General features: G+C 73.0%; 12 protein-coding genes. 5 read left to right on the top strand and 7 right to left on the bottom strand.

What is annotated here, in order from left to right:
• Positions 1-5: 5 nt before the first annotated feature.
• Complete coding sequence (locus DEI85_RS10945) at positions 6-1,157, top strand: acyltransferase family protein (RefSeq protein ID WP_110861237.1); 1,152 nt, start codon at positions 6-8, stop codon at positions 1,155-1,157.
• Positions 1,158-1,278: 121 nt separating this feature from the next.
• On the opposite strand, the gene DEI85_RS10950 is transcribed toward DEI85_RS10945, so the two are convergent.
• Complete coding sequence (locus tag DEI85_RS10950) at positions 1,279-2,460, bottom strand: glycosyltransferase family 4 protein (protein WP_111123606.1); 1,182 nt, start codon at positions 2,458-2,460, stop codon at positions 1,279-1,281.
• 29 nt (positions 2,461-2,489) lie between these two features.
• Between DEI85_RS10950 and DEI85_RS10955 the strand changes: the two genes are divergently transcribed.
• Positions 2,490-3,545, top strand: coding sequence for a lysylphosphatidylglycerol synthase transmembrane domain-containing protein (locus DEI85_RS10955; RefSeq protein ID WP_111123605.1), 1,056 nt, complete (start codon positions 2,490-2,492; stop codon positions 3,543-3,545).
• Between the two features lie 57 nt (positions 3,546-3,602).
• Positions 3,603-4,745 carry a glycosyltransferase family 4 protein gene (locus DEI85_RS10960; protein WP_111123604.1) on the top strand — a complete coding sequence of 381 codons (1,143 nt, stop codon included), beginning with the start codon at positions 3,603-3,605 and terminating at the stop codon, positions 4,743-4,745.
• A gap of 25 nt (positions 4,746-4,770) precedes the next feature.
• Here DEI85_RS10960 and DEI85_RS10965 read toward each other — a convergent pair whose 3' ends face one another.
• The 5 genes from DEI85_RS10965 to DEI85_RS10985 all read right to left on the bottom strand — a co-directional run bounded on the left by DEI85_RS10965 (position 4,771) and on the right by DEI85_RS10985 (position 10,767).
• Positions 4,771-5,532 (bottom strand): glycoside hydrolase family 16 protein, encoded by a 762-nt coding sequence (locus DEI85_RS10965; RefSeq protein WP_110861246.1) that lies wholly within the window; start codon positions 5,530-5,532, stop codon positions 4,771-4,773.
• Positions 5,533-5,707: 175 nt separating this feature from the next.
• The gene (gene purE / locus DEI85_RS10970; RefSeq protein WP_071244222.1) at positions 5,708-6,175 is read right to left on the bottom strand and encodes a 5-(carboxyamino)imidazole ribonucleotide mutase; all 468 of its coding nucleotides are present in this window, start codon (positions 6,173-6,175) and stop codon (positions 5,708-5,710) included.
• A 54-nt stretch (positions 6,176-6,229) separates the two neighbouring features.
• Positions 6,230-7,378, bottom strand: coding sequence for a glycosyltransferase (locus DEI85_RS10975; protein WP_111123603.1), 1,149 nt, complete (start codon positions 7,376-7,378; stop codon positions 6,230-6,232).
• Positions 7,379-7,453: 75 nt separating this feature from the next.
• Complete coding sequence (locus DEI85_RS10980; protein ID WP_220036887.1) at positions 7,454-9,427, bottom strand: glycoside hydrolase family 6 protein; 1,974 nt, start codon at positions 9,425-9,427, stop codon at positions 7,454-7,456.
• A 203-nt stretch (positions 9,428-9,630) separates the two neighbouring features.
• Positions 9,631-10,767, bottom strand: coding sequence for a 5-(carboxyamino)imidazole ribonucleotide synthase (locus DEI85_RS10985; protein WP_111123602.1), 1,137 nt, complete (start codon positions 10,765-10,767; stop codon positions 9,631-9,633).
• A gap of 113 nt (positions 10,768-10,880) precedes the next feature.
• Here DEI85_RS10985 and DEI85_RS10990 point away from each other — a divergent pair, with 113 nt between their 5' ends.
• The gene (locus DEI85_RS10990; protein ID WP_110861255.1) at positions 10,881-11,399 is read left to right on the top strand and encodes a GtrA family protein; all 519 of its coding nucleotides are present in this window, start codon (positions 10,881-10,883) and stop codon (positions 11,397-11,399) included.
• Between the two features lie 10 nt (positions 11,400-11,409).
• Complete coding sequence (locus tag DEI85_RS10995; protein WP_111123601.1) at positions 11,410-12,948, top strand: DUF2142 domain-containing protein; 1,539 nt, start codon at positions 11,410-11,412, stop codon at positions 12,946-12,948.
• Here the strand turns inward: DEI85_RS10995 and DEI85_RS11000 are convergent.
• Positions 12,926-14,809 (bottom strand): glycosyltransferase family protein, encoded by a 1,884-nt coding sequence (locus DEI85_RS11000; RefSeq protein ID WP_111123600.1) that lies wholly within the window; start codon positions 14,807-14,809, stop codon positions 12,926-12,928. The genes DEI85_RS10995 and DEI85_RS11000 overlap by 23 nt on opposite strands.
• Positions 14,810-14,818 lie beyond the last annotated feature (9 nt).

Below are 14,818 nucleotides of genomic sequence, written 5' to 3' on the forward strand. Positions count from 1 at the left end.
GCCGCATGCGTGATCGCCCCGCGGGCCGCATCGGGTCGTTGGACGGACTCCGTGGCGTCGCCGCCGCCGTCGTCCTAATCCACCACGGACTCCTCGTGGTGCCGACGCTCTCCGACGGCAACAACGGCCAGCCGATCCCGGCGAACCGCGCCTGGCTGGTCGACACGCCCCTGCACCTGTTCTGGGCCGGCGGCGAAGCGGTCTTCGTCTTCTTCGTCCTGAGCGGTTTCGTGCTGACGCTCCCCGCACTCCGTCGCGCACAGGACTGGATCGCCTACTACCCGAGCCGCCTGCTCCGGCTCTACATCCCCGTGATCGCCTCGGTCGGTCTGGCACTGGCACTGTTCCTGCTCGTCCCCCGGACCCCCGAAGCCGGGGCCTCGGGCTGGCTGCTCCGGCACGTCGAACCGCTCACCGCCGGCGGCCTGCTGGGCGACCTCACCCTGGTCGCGCCGACCCGACTCAACAGTCCGCTCTGGTCGTTGACGTGGGAGGTCGCGTTCTCCCTCCTGCTGCCGCTCTTCGTGCTCATCGCGAAGGCCACGAACCGGGTGTGGTGGCTCACCGCGATCGCCGCGCTCCTGCTCTCGGCACTCGGTCGGCAGTACCGCGAGGACTGGCTGATGTACCTGCCGATGTTCCTGCTCGGGTCCGCCCTGGCAGCCGGGTGGGAGCGGATCCCCGAGATCCGGCGTGGCCCGGGCTGGGCCCTCGCCGTGCTGGCGGTGCTCGGCATCACGTTCGAGTGGTGGCTCCCCCGCTCGCTGGTCGGCATCCACGTCCCGATGGTGGTCGTCGCCTCGGCCGGGCTCATCGTCCTGCTGTGCGGGAAGTGGCTGCCGGCGGAACGCGTGATGCTCGGACCGGTCCCCCGGGCGCTCGGACGGCTCTCGTTCAGCCTGTACCTGGTGCACGAGCCGATCACGGTGTCGGTCGCCTACCTGCTGCCCACCTCGGTGCCGTGGCTCACGATGCTCGTGGCGATCCCGGTCGCCGTCGTGGTCGCCGGGCTCTTCGCCCGGCTCGTCGAGCTGCCGGCGCACCGGCTGGCCAAACGGGTCGCGCGGACCATCACGGCGCGACGCGGACGCGTCGGCGGCCCGCCCGCCCGCGCCGACGACGCACGGCTCCCGGACGACGACCGCCGCGCAGCCTGACGGACGTCAGGTCGCGGGAACGGGACGGAACGACCCTGCGGGCCCGGAGGCGCGTGACGGCGCCGCCACGCGCCTCCAGACCGCCCGTGGTCGCGTCACCTGGTCGAGGGGACGCTCCTGACTACCGGGCGCGCGCGGCGGTGAGCAGGGTGCGGTACCGGTCGCCGACGGCGCCGACGGTGTGTGCCGCGGCAGTGTCGGCCGCTGCGCGGCCGAGCCGTTCGGCCAGCACGGGATCGGCGAGCAGGCGGTCGATCGCCGCCGCGAGCGCACCGGCGTCGCCGGGTTCGACGAGCAGTCCGTTCACGCCGTCCTCGACGACATCGACGATGCCGGGGACCGCCGAGGCGACGATGGCGCAGCCGGCCGACATGGCTTCGAGGAGCGCCACCGGCAGGCCGTCGCGGTCACCGTTGGCGGCCGGCACCGACGGGTAGAGCGCGATCGCCGCCTTCGCGTACTCGGACGCGAGCGCTTCCTTCCCCTGCGCCCCGAGGAACGTCACGGCCGAACCGGCACGGGCCTCCAGCTGGGCGCGCAGCGGACCGTCCCCGACCACGGCCACCTCGGTCGGCTGCTCGGCCATGCGGTCGAGGGCGTCGATGAGGACGGTCGCGCCCTTCTTCTCGACGAGGCGGCCGACGAAGAGCACCCGGCCGGGCACCCGGGCCTCGCGCTCGACGGCGCGCGTGATCGGGTCGAGGTCGACACCCATCGGGACGACGTGCACCTGGTCGTCACGGGCGCCGAGCTTCCGGAGTTCGCGCGCCATGTCGGTGCTCATGCAGGTGACCGACGCGGCGCTGCGGATGACGGACCGCTTGACGGCCTGGAGGACCGGGTGGCGCAGCGCGTACAGGTCGCCGCCCAGCGTGGTCACGACGCGGGGCAGGTCGCCGAGCACGACACGGCCGACGGCTCCCTGCGGGATGATCCAGTGCAGCAGCGCGACGTCGGGCTGCGAGCGGCGACGCTCGCGCCGGAGCGCGGCGGCCATGCACACGAAGAAGAACGGGACCTGCAGCCAGCGGGACTTCTTCGCCCGCAGGTTGTCGACGATCGCGCCGTCCGCCAGGTCGCGCCAGCGCGACGGGAAGTAGCCGAACCGACGGACCTCGACGTCCCCGATCCGCTGGTGCGCGCGGGCGCCCTTCGTCATCGGGGCGACCACCACCACGCGGTACTCGTCCGACAGCGCCGTCGCCAGGTCGAGCACGAAGCCGGGCGTGCCGTCGCCGGCCTCGGCGGGGAAGGTCGACGCAGCGACGAGCAGGGTCGGGCGGAGTTCCGGATCGGGTCGCATCCAGCGCGCTCCCTTAGAGTTGTCGGTCGATGGACGCACAACAGCCTACGGGGTCGGCCGCGGGGTCCCCGGACCCGCTCGACACCTCCGCCGACGCCGCGATCGGCGCCGTCCCGACGACCGGACGGCGGGCCCGTGTGCTCACCGTCGTCAAGTGGGTGGCGGCCGTCGTGGCCCTCGCGTTCCTGGTCTGGAGCATCGCGCGGCAGTGGGACGACATCGCTCGCGACTTCGTGCGGCTCGACGCCCTCACGATCGTCCTCGGCGTCGCCGCGACGATCGTCGCCCTCGTGGCGAACATGCTCTCCTGGCGGGCCATGATGTCGGCGAGCGGGTTCCGGGTGCGCCTCGCCGCGGCGTCCTCGATCTTCTTCGTCGGCCAGCTCGGCAAGTACATCCCCGGCGGCGTGTGGTCGATCGCCGCTCAGGCCGAACTCGGGCGCGCACACGGCCTGCAGCGCACCGGCAGCGCCGTCGCGGCGCTGGCGTCGATGCTCGTGAGCATGGTCACCGCGGCCGTCGTCGGGATCGTCGCGGTCCTGCTGGCCTCCTCCACCGGGTTCGCGACGTTCTGGTGGCTCATCCCGGTCATCGTGGTGGGGCTGGTCTGCCTGACCCCGCCGGTGCTCGGTCGCCTCATCGCCGTCGCGTTCCGGGTCCTGCGTCGCCCGGCCCAGGACACCACCCTCACGTGGACGGGCACCGTCATGTCGCTCGTCTGGTCGCTCGTCATGTGGCTGGCGTACGGCGTCCAGGCCACCCTCGTGCTTCGGGTCTTCGGGGCCGACTCGCCCGCGCTCTTCCCGGTGGCCGTCGGCGCGTACGCCGTCGCCTGGCTCGTGGGGTTCGTGGTCGTCATCGCCCCGGCGGGCATCGGGCCGCGCGAGGGCATCCTCGTCCTGCTCCTCGGCAGCGTGGCCGGTGGATCGGCGCCGCTCGCCCTCGCCGTCATCAGCCGGGTCTTCATGACCATCGGAGACGTCGTGCTGGCCGGGGTCGGCGCACTGCTCGCAGCGCGCCACCGCCGGAAGACGGCCGCCGCCGCGCTGGGCGGTGGCGCCCCGGGAGCGCCCCGTGCCGACTGATAGGGTCGGCGTTCGGCCGCGCCGCGCGCACGGCAGCACCACGAGGAGGCGCACCACATGACAACGCTCCACGTCATCGTGGACCAGGTCGTCGCCCCGGTCCCCGGAGGCATCGGTCGGTACGCCGAAGAGCTCACCCGCCACCTCATCGAGCACGCCCCCGTCGGCTGCGAGGTGTCCGGGGTCGTCTCGGCGGTGGGCCGCGACGAACTCGCCCACATCCGGACCCTGCTGCCCGGGCTCGCCGACCTCGACCGGCTGCCGCTCCCCCGCCGCGAGCTCTCCCTCGCCTGGCAGGGCGGGATCGTCGGCGGCCTGGCGAAGGGCATGGTGCACGCTCCGAGCGTGCTCGCCCCGTTGGTCCGGCACGACCGTTTCCAGGACCCGGGCCGGCAGACCGTCGTCACCGTGCACGACACGGTCCCGTGGACCAACCCCGAGACCCTGACGCCGCGCGGCGTCCACTTCCACAAGGCGATGGTCAAGCGCGCGTGGAAGCACGCCGACGCCGTGGTGGTGCCGACCCACGCGGTCGCGAGTGCGCTCAACGAGATCCACCGGTTCGACGACCGGCTCCGGGTCATCGGCGGAGCGCCGAGCGGGCGGCTCCGGCTGCCCGTCGACGCCGATCTCCGCGCCGAGCGGCTCGGGCTGCCGGAGCGGTACGTGCTGGCCGTCGGCACGCTCGAGCCACGGAAGGCGCTCGGATCCCTGATCGAGGCGATGGCGCACCCCGACGCGCCCGCCGACATCCCCCTCGTCATCTCCGGCCCGGACGGTTGGGGCGACGTCGACGTGTACGGAACGGCGGAACGAGCCGGTCTCTCGCGTGACCGGGTGAAGGTCCTCGGGCGGATCGACGACGCCGACCTCGCCGTGGTCTACGACCGGGCCACCGTGTTCGTGTTCCCGAGCCTGGCCGAGGGGTTCGGCCTGCCCGTCATCGAGGCGATGAGCTTCGGCACCCCGGTCGTGCACTCGGACGACCCCGCCGTGTCCGAGGTCGCGTCGGACGCCGGCGTCACGGTCGCCCGTGGTCCGAAGGAGTCCTACCCGGAGCGGCTCGCGCAGGCCGTCTACCAGGTGGTCAACGACCCCCTGCTCGCCGGGCAGCTGGCCGTCGCCGGCCCCGATCGCGCACGCATGTACGACTGGAGCGATTCCGCCGCCGAGACCTGGCAGCTGCACGCCGACCTCTGACGGCGTGCAGCTGCCCGTCCGGCGGTCAGCCCGTGTACGAGTAGGTCGTGACCCAGTCGATGTACAGGTGGCCGAGCCCGCCCCAGTTGCCCACCTGGAACATGTAGCGGTGCGCGGTGGTCGGGACGTCCTTGGTGATCGTCTTGATGACCTTCCCGTCGAGCGAGTAGGACACGGACTTCCCGGGGATCCACTCGATCGAGTAGGTGTGCCACGAACGCCACGACGTCCCGGTGCTCAGGCTGGTCGCCGTCGCTTCACGTCCGGGCGTCATCGAGTGCTGGTGCAGCATCGGTGCGGACTCGAAGTTGGACTCCGGGTAGTCGATCTCCCCGTCCGACCACTTGTCCGACGTCGGCCACAGCATGAAGGCGGCGCCGTTCCCGTTGCCACCGGCGGCCATGGCGCGCACCGTGAACTTCCCGCCCTTGTGTCCCCACGCTCCCGTGGGCGAGCCGAACGTGCCGGCGGCCCCGCGCTTGCCGTCGAGACGGACGTCCATGTTCCCGTTGATCGCACTGATCTGCGTCCCCGAGTAGTACATCCCGCCGGTCCCGTCGGGGTAGGGCTGCCACGACTTCGCGTAGGACGCGGCGAACTTCCCCTTGGCCGCCGCGGTCGTGCGGAAGTCCTCGCGGAAGGTCTGCTTGAACTTGCCGATGTTCCCGACCGGCGCGGACGTGTTCGCTGCTGAGGCGGCGCTCCCCTGACCGAACGGCCCGGCGACCAGCACGACTCCCAGGAGCACGACTGAGAGTGCGGCTCTCGTGATCGCGCGTTTCTGCATGAGCTGTCACTCCCTGACATGACGATTCGCACCCGTTCCCGTGGGCGCCGGACGGCCGACCCTCGGCCGTCCGCGGTCCACGGTAGTTGCGTTGTCCATCCTGCGCGGGGGGTTGACTTCGCCAGGGCGTCCCCAGTACGAGGGGTGCCGGATGGTGCGGGGAGCGCAGCGGACGTCAGAGGGAGTCGCGGAGGCGCGCGGCCTTCTCCTCGACCAGGCGCTCGAGTCCTTCGGCGTACTCGGTGAGCCGCGCCGCGACACCGGGCTCGGAGGACCCGATGATCCGTGCGGCGAGCAGTCCGGCGTTCGCCGCGCCGTTGATCGCCATCGTCGCGACCGGGATGCCGGCGGGCATCTGGACGATCGACAGGAGCGAGTCGAGTCCGTCGAGCCGTGCGAGCTGGACGGGCACGCCGATCACGGGCAGCGTCGTCATCGAGGCCACCATGCCGGGCAGGTGGGCAGCCCCACCGGCACCGGCGATCACGACACGGATGCCCCGCTGGGCGGCACCCCTGGCGAAGCGGGTCATCTTGTCGGGGGTGCGGTGCGCGGACACCACGTCCGCCTCGAACGGGATGCCGAGCTCGGCGAGGATGTCGGCCGCAGCCCGCATGGTCGGCCAGTCGGAGTCCGATCCCATGATGATCGAGACGAGCGGCTGTGCTGGGGCTGCGGAGTCGGTCACACGCCGAGCCTAGCCGAGCAGCACCCGCCGCCAGGTGTCACCGTCACGGCCGATCGTCCGCGCGTCGCGGACCCACCGCTCGGCCCGTTCGTCGGGCGCCCCACGCTCGACCGCGCCGCGGACGGCTGCCCGCCAGGCGTCGACGTCGTCGGGGACCCCGACCGCTCCGTACCGCCCGGCCACGGCGTACGACGGCCGGTCGGAGACCACGGCCGGCAGCCCGAGTGCCGTGTACTCCAGGAACTTCAGGTCGCTCTTCGCGCGGTTGAACTCCTCGTCGCGCAGCGGCGCGACCCCCGCGCGCCAGCGTGCGCGGTGGGCGACGAGCCAACGGGAGAACGCCGGGTAGTGCCCGTCGGGCACCTCGATCCGGCGGAACCAGTCGGCGTCACCGTCCTCGGTGACGCCGATGACCTCGAGCCGGATCGGGGTGCCGTCGGCGGTGGTCAGGTCGGCGAAGACGTCCCTGAGCAGTTCGAGGTCGGCGGCGTGGGTGAGCGTTCCCATGTACAGCACACGGTGCTCGCCGGTCGGCCGTTCGTCGTCGTCCTCGGTCGCGCCGGACGTCCACAACCGCGGGTCGAGGGCGTTCGGCACGACCACGACGTGCCGGGCGACGGGACGCACCACCTCGGCGAGCTCCGGCGTGCTCACGATCACGGTGTCGGCGCCGCGCACCAGGGCGTCGATGGAGGCCAGGCGGTCCGGGTCGTACTCGGCACGGGCAAGCCGTGCCCGGCCGGACGCCGTGAAGAAGTCGTCGTCGACCTCGGCCACCACCCGGATCCCCCGCCGCGCCGCGGTCTCGAGGAAGGGCTGCACGACGGTGCGCGGCAGGACGTCGCGCTGCACGAGGACCGCGGTGTACGCAGTGGTGTCCGTGCCCGCGACGAAGGCCACGGGATCGACCTGTCGGACCTCGGCGGCACCGGCGGACGACAGGTGCTCCACACGGCGCACGACGCGCACGTGGGCGGACGCGGGGTGTGCACCGTCCCCGCCCGCGACGACGTACCCGAGGACCGGCAGCGGCGCGGCCGGAGCGGCCGGCGCCTGCTGCTGCTCGGGCTGACGCTCGTGCTCGGCATCGGGACGCGGGGCACCGACGACGGCGCGGCGGAGTCGACGGGCGGCCCGGCGGAGGAGATCACGCGGCATGGGTGCCATTCTCCCGCACCCGCCGGACGGTCGCGGTCGCCCAGGCAACCGCTCCGGTCGCGGTCGCGGTCGCGGTCAGCGCACCTGCACCGTCGCGCACCCCAGCGACGTGTCGCCGCCCTTCCCGATCCCGACCGCGGTGAGGCACACCGACCGCTTCCCGGACGCGACCGGCACCGACCCGGTGAACCCGTGGTGCTCGCCGCCGCCGTGGACACGGTCGACGTCACTGCGCTGCCGGTCGGCGACGAGACTGCCGACGACCCGGCCGCCGACGCTGACCCGCACCGTGACCGGACGCTGCACGGCGTCACGGTCGAACGCCCACCCCCGGACGCTGACCCGGCCGGCGGATCCCGACGACGCCGCGTCGCGTCGGCCGACCGGGGCTGCGACGGGCACCGTGATGCTCCGGCACGGGCTCGCCGTCCGGTCCGCGCCGATGTCGATGTTCCGGGCGATCGCGCACACGGTGTGCTTCCCCGCCCCCGCCGCCACGATCTCGGCGAACCCGTGCGCGGGACCGGCGCCCCAGGTCCGGTCGACGTCGGCCCGGGCCCGACCAGCGGACCGAGACGCGACGACCCGACCGTCGACCGTGAACGCGACCGTGCTGGCCGTGTCCGGAGCGTCCCCGTCGAACGCCCAGCCCGTCACGGCGACGCCACCGACCGCGACGCTCACCGACTCGAGGCCGACGTACGGGTCGTGCCGGTGGGCACGCACCCTCGCGCACCCGAGGTCGGCGTCGGACCCCGCGCCGATGTTCACCGCGGTGACGCAGACCCGGCGGAAGCCCTCGGCGGCCGGCACCGCGGTGTCGAACCCGTGGGTCTCCCCGACGCCGTACGCCGCGTCGACGTCCGGGCGGGTGCGGTCCGCGCTCAGCACGCCGGCGGAGACACCGTCCACCGTCGCCCGGACCCGGACCGGTTGCGTCGGGTCGTCCTCGTCGAAGGCCCAGCCGCGCACGCGGACACCGCCTCCGGCACCGACGACGGCCTCGAGCGCACCGCGCGGGGCCAGGTCGGCGGTCCGCACCCCGAGCCGGGCGTTCGCGACCAGCGCCTGCGCGTAGGCCGAGAACCACTTGCCGGCGGCCGGGGCACCGTTGCAGGTGCCGTCACTCGCGCCGGGGGTCTTCACCCACAGCAGGGCGTCGAGCGCCGTGCCGTCGGACACCACCCGGGGCGACGTGCCGAGCCCGGCGCCCGGCCCGTTGCACCAGGTGCCGCGCCAGCCCTGCCCGTTGCGCGAGGTGTCGATCACGTAGTGCGAGCCCCCGGTCGCGGCCGACACCTTCTGCGCGTACGCCTGCTCCTGGGCGGTCGGGTAGTAGTTCGCGACGTTCGTGAAGAACCCCCGGGCCTGCTGCACGCCCGCGCTGTTCAGCCGCGACGCCATCAGCGCAGGCTGCACCCAGTTCGAGTTGCCGGCGTCCAGGTAGGCGGGGACCCCGGCGGCGGTCAGCCCGGCGACCGTGCGGGAGAGGATCCGGTAGCGCTGCTCGTCGAGCGCGGTGCTGCACTTGGCGTTGCTGAGCATCGCGAGCGAGTCCGGTTCGACGATGACGGCTGCGCGGTGCCCGGCGAGCGCCGCGGTGACCTGGTCGACCCAGGCGTCGTAGGAGCGCTCGTCGAAGCCGCCGGCGGAGTACCCGCCGCAGTCGCGGTCCGGGATCGCGTAGAGCACGAACACCGGGGTGGTGCCGGACTGCTCAGCCCCGGTGAGGGCGGTGCTGATGGTCTTCGTCAGCTGCGTGCCCTGGCTCCAGTCACCGAGCCAGGTGGCGACGGGGTAGCCGGCGATGGTCCCCGCCGCAGCGGCTCCGGCCGGGTCGGTGGCGGCGAGGGCGGCCTGCGCCTTCGCCGCCTCGCTCGTGGGCGACCGGTACGGCCCGGCGCCGTAGAGCGACGCGGACGTGGCCGAGCGGATGGTGGCGGCCGAGGTCGCTGCGGACGCGGTCGCGGTCGGCAGCAGTCCGGCGACGGCTGCGACGAGGGCGACGGCGGCGCCGCAGACGGCGGCACGGCGCGGGCGGCGGCGCATGGAGACTCCCTGGACGGTGGGCGCGGACCCTTCCAGGGGAACACGCGCTCCCGACCCCCGCCAGCCTCCCGAGCGGGTGGCACCCGAGGGGGTGTCCGCAGAGCGACCGACAAGTGTGTCCCGCACCCGTGACGGACGGGAGGCCCGTGGCGGCGTCGCCACGGGCCTCCCGTCCGTCATCCGGTCACGTCGAGGACGCGACCTCAGTCGTCGAAGTGCGCCGCGGCCGCACGGGCGCGGTAGACGACCTCGTCGACGTCGTCGCCGAGCACCGTGACGTGCCCGATCTTCCGGCCGGGCCGGGGCGCCTTGCCGTAGAAGTGGTACTTCGCCTCGGGGAAGGCCTCGAGCGCTGCGGGGTACCGGGCGGCGAGGTCGCCGTCCGCGGGTCCGCCGAGCACGTTCACCATGACGGACGCCGGAGCGAACGAGCCGGTGGCTCCGAGCGGCAGGTCGAGGACCGCTCGCAGGTGCTGCTCGAACTGGCTCGTGGTGGCGCCGTCGATGGTCCAGTGCCCGGTGTTGTGCGGACGCATCGCGAGCTCGTTGATCAGGATGCGTTCGTCGTCGGTCTGGAACAGCTCGACGGCCAGCACGCCGGTCACCCCGAGTTCTTCGGCGATGCGGACGGCGATCGACTCGGTCAGGTCGGCGATCCGGCCGGCGCTGTCAGGGGCCGGTGCGATGACCTCGGCGCAGACCCCATCGCGCTGCACGGTCTCGACGAGCGGCCAGGCGACGACCTGTCCGGAGGGTCGGCGCGCCACGGACTGCGCGAGCTCGCGGGTGAACGGGACGAGCTCCTCGACCAGGAGGGCCTGGTCGCCGCCGGCCTCGGCCACGGCGATGAACCAGTCGTCGACGTCGGAGGCGTCGGAGACGACCCGGACGCCCTTGCCGTCGTAGCCGCCCCGCGGGGTCTTGACGACGGCTCGGCCACCGTGCTCGGCGAGGAAGGCACGGAGTTCGTCGGGACCGTGCACGGCGGCCCAGTCGGGCACCGGCAGCCCGAGTTCGCTCAGCCGGCGGCGCATGGTGATCTTGTCCTGGGCGACGGCCAGCGCGTCCGGACCGGGGTGGACCGCCACGCCCGCGGCGACCAGGCTGCGCAGGACGTCCTGCGGCACGTGCTCGTGGTCGAAGGTCACGACGTCGACCTGTCGGGCGAACTCGAGCACCGTGGCGGCGTCGTGGTAGTCGCCCTCGGCGGTGGCGGCGATGCCTGCGGACATGCCCGGCCCCTCGGCGAGCACCCGGATGTCGATCCCCAGTTCGACCGCGGCCGGCACCATCATCCGTGCCAGCTGTCCCCCACCGATGACCCCGACGCGCAACGCCATGCTGTGTGATCCTTCCGGCGCTCCCACCGTGCGGTGTGAACGCGTTGTCTACAATCGCTGTTCGGGTCGCGCTCTGCCCGACCGGTCACAACTCTACGGATCCTGGAGGGCTCGTGCGGCGTCTCATCGCCCAACTGGCACGCTTCGGCGTCGTCGGTGCCGTCGGCTTCGTCGTGGACACCACGGTGTTCAACGTGCTGCGGTCGACCCTGCTGAACCCGGACGACGTGCACTCGGGACCGTTCTGGGCGAAGGTGGTCTCGACGACGGTCGCCATCTTCGTGAACTGGATGGGCAACCGGTACTGGACGTTCCGCGAGCAGCGACGGGCCGTGGCCACCCGCGAGGGGGTCGAGTTCGTCGTCGTGTCCCTCGGCGGCATGGTCATCTCGCTCGGCTGCCTCGCCGTCTCCCACTACGTCCTCGGCTTCACGTCGGCGCTGGCCGACAACATCTCCGGCAACGTCATCGGGCTGCTGCTGGGCACCGTGTTCCGCTTCTGGCTCTACAAGGTGTGGGTCTACCACCCGGAGCGTGCCGGACGCACCGGACCGGACGAGCGCACCGGAGCCGACACCGTCGAGGACGCGACCGTCGCCACGACGGCCCGGTCCGAGGCGTCGGGCCACTAGTCTCGAAGCGATGCAACAGGCACCGCACCCCATCGTCACCCGGGCGGAGGCCCTGCGGACCGCGGCGCTGACCGCCGCGTTCGGACTCTGGCTCGTCCTCTGGGCGCTCGTCGTGCCGGTGTTCCAAGCACCGGACGAACCGGCCCACTTCGACGCCGCCCTGCACGTCGCGACCGGCTCCGGCTGGCCCGACCCGGGCACCCTGCACGTGTCGAACGCCGTCGCGGCCGCGCAGCAGGAGCAGGCCTCCGCCGATGCATCGTCCTGGTCGACCGTCAGCGCGTTGCTGCAGGAGCACCCCGGCGACTCCCCGACGGTGAACCAGATGACCCAGCACCCACCGACGGCGTACCTGGCGGACGCCGCCGTGCTCCGGGTCCTGCACCACGGCTCGTTGCGCTGGGACCACGCGCTCGTCGCCCTCCGGCTCTTCGACGCCGCCCTCGTGACCCCGCTCGCGCTGCTGACGTGGGCAGCGGTCCGCCGTGTGACGCGCTCGCCGCGCGCGGCACTGTTCGGCGCGCTCGCCCTGTTCGCCGTGCCGCAGCTGGCGTCCGTCGGCGCGTCGGTGACGAACGACGCCCCGGTGCTCCTGCTCGGCGGCACGGTGGTGTGGCTCGCGACCCGGCTGCTCACGGCCGACCTCCGCCGCCGGACCCTGCTCGCCCTCGCCGTGGCGCTCGGACTCCTCGTCGCGACGAAGGGCACGGGGCTGCCAGCGATCCCCTTCGTGGCGCTCGTGGTGCTCGTCGCGGGCGCGGGCACGCTGACCCGTGGTGCACGCTCCCTCCGGACGGCCGCCGCACTCGTCGTGGCGGGGGCGATCGGCGCGTGGTGGTGGGTGCGCAATCTCCTCGTGTTCCACACGCTGCAACCCGACGGCTACGCCGCGATCCGGCCGGACCGTCCGTTCCCGGCGGGTGAGCAACCGTCACCCGGCCACTTCCTCGACGTCAGCTGGGGAACGCTCGCGCGGACGTTCTGGGGGTCCCCCGGGCAGCGGGCGCAGGTGAGCATCGGTGACACCCTGACCGCCGTCCTGACCGCCGTCGCCCTCGTCGTGCTCGTCGGCTGGGCGTTCCGGCGCGGACCCACCCTGGTGCCGGCGGTGTGTCTCGCGGTGTTCCCCGGACTCCTGCTGCTGCTGCAGACGGCGAGCAGCGCCCGGGCGTACCTGGACACCACCGAGGTGGCCGGCACCCAGGGCCGCTACCTGTTCCCCGCACTCGTGTGCCTCGTCGCGCTCAGTGCCCTCGCGTGGCGGCGGCTCACGGGGCCGGGCGCCGGACGGACCGTGCTCACCCGGTCGCTCGCCGTCGCGCTGCCGGCGGTGGGGCTCTGGGGGCTCGCCGTCGTCAGCGCCTGGTTCTGGAACGCCGCCGACGGCCCCCTGTCGGCGACGAGCGTCGGGCGGTACGCGGCCACCGGTCCGGTGCCGTTCGCCGTGGTGCTCCTGGTCGCGGTCCTCGTCGCAGCCGGGATCACGGTCGGCGTGGCCGGGGTGTGGCGGCCGTGGCCCGTCGGGGTCAGCGCTCGGCGACCCGGATGACGTCCACGGAGCAGGACTGCTGCGCGGCGCCCTTGGCGTCCGAGCAGACCTGGTACACCGGGAACGAGCCGACCACCGCTCCGATGGCGGAGTAGTCGCGGACCTGCGGGTCGCGCGGGTTCGTGTAGTTCAGGAAGTACTGCACGCCCGCTTCGCGGAGCAGGCCGACGAAGGCCGGATCCTGGTAGTCGTACGCCTGCCCGTCCTCGCCGTACATCTGCGCACCGAGCCGGAACGCCACGAGCACCGTGTTGCGGGTGTTCGTGCCGAGGATCCTGCTGCCGGCGGGGATGACGTCGGACGCCAGGAGCGCGTCGACCAGCGGCTCGTCGGGGTCGATGACCTCGCCGAGGACCTGTCCGGCCGGGATGCCCGACGGGCGGACGTCGTACGTCGAGAACGGGGCGCGGACGCCGTTCACGTTCTGACTGTACGAAGCGACCACGACCAGCACGCAGCCGAGGACGGCGACGACCTTCCGGATGCGTCGACCGCGCCGCACCGCGCGCCAGAACGTGGGCAGCAGGGCGCCGGCGACGAGCACCGAACCCGTGAAGAGCGGCAGGTAGTACCGCGCGTTGCCGCCGGCTGTGTCCACCGTCGCGATGCCCGCGTACCCGAGCAGGTACACGCCGGAGAACAGCCCGACGATGCTCGCGAAGACGAACCGCCGGTAGTGCACCACCCCGGCGACGGCCGCACCGACGAACACCACCCCGATGGCCAGGGTGAAGGGCGCGAACGAGCCGATGCGGGTGAAGTAGAAGGGCAGCGCTTCGAGGCGCTGCTCGACGTAGTACCGGACCTTGCCGACGAGCGTCGTCGTGCTGCTCTCGGCGGGCTCGGCCGCGACCGGTGTGCCGGCAGGCAGCCGGACCGGCAGCTCGCGCTCGGCGGTGTACACGCCGGCCTCGTACAGCGACGGGGTGCGGTCCTCGTTCGGCGACACCGCCAGCCCGTTCGGCGGCGACGGGATGCGGACCTCCTGGTAGTCCTTGCCGGACGTGTCGGAGAACTTCTTCGAGACGTTGACCGTCAGTGACGATCCGAGCTCGATGCCACCGAACTTCGCCGAAAGTGCCCCCACCCAGGGCGCGGAGAACAACACCGCCGTCAGGAGCGCGACCACCGGCAGCAGCAGCGACCGCGGTTCTCGTGCGTCCCGCCGGTCCTGGAACCACCGGACGAGCGCCCACGACGGCACCACCACGAGGAACACGGGGACCAGGAACGCCTTCGTGCAGTACCCGATGGCGCACACCAGTCCGACGACCGCCGCGGCCACGACGATGCGCCGGAGCGAGCCGTGCCAGGCGCGGTCCGCCGCGAGCAACGACCACACGAAGAGCAGGCCCCACAGCAGCACGAGGGTGTCCGGCGTCTGCAGGGCGACGTTCGCCAGCATCAGCGGGGCGGTCGCCACGATCGACCACGCGGCGGTCCAGCCGTTGCCGGTCGTCCGCAGCAGCAGCCACGCGCCGATGCCCATCACGGCGGTGCTCGCCGCCAGGTTCACGATCGCGAACGCCGTGCTGGGTCCGGACCCCATGACCAGGAACGGTGCCATCAGCCAGGAGACCATCGGGGACCAGTAGCCGTTGACCGCCTCGGCCCAGTGCCCGCCGGCGTACTGCTCAGCGATCGACATGTACGAGATGCCGTCGATGTTGGTCACCTCGAGCCGCGTGCGGTACGCCACGACGCCGACCAGGACCGCGGCGACGAGCAGCAGCGCAGCGTTGGCCAGGATCGAGGAACGCGACGGGTGCCGCCCCTCGTGGAACGCGCCGAACCGACGACGGTGCCGCTCCCGCTCCCGCGTCCGTGGCCCGGCCGCGTGCGCGACAGCACGTGGCGGCACGGTCGTCCC

The sequence above is a fragment of the Curtobacterium sp. MCBD17_026 genome, from assembly GCF_003234895.2.
In the GTDB taxonomy this organism is placed as follows: Bacteria; Actinomycetota; Actinomycetes; order Actinomycetales; family Microbacteriaceae; genus Curtobacterium; species Curtobacterium flaccumfaciens.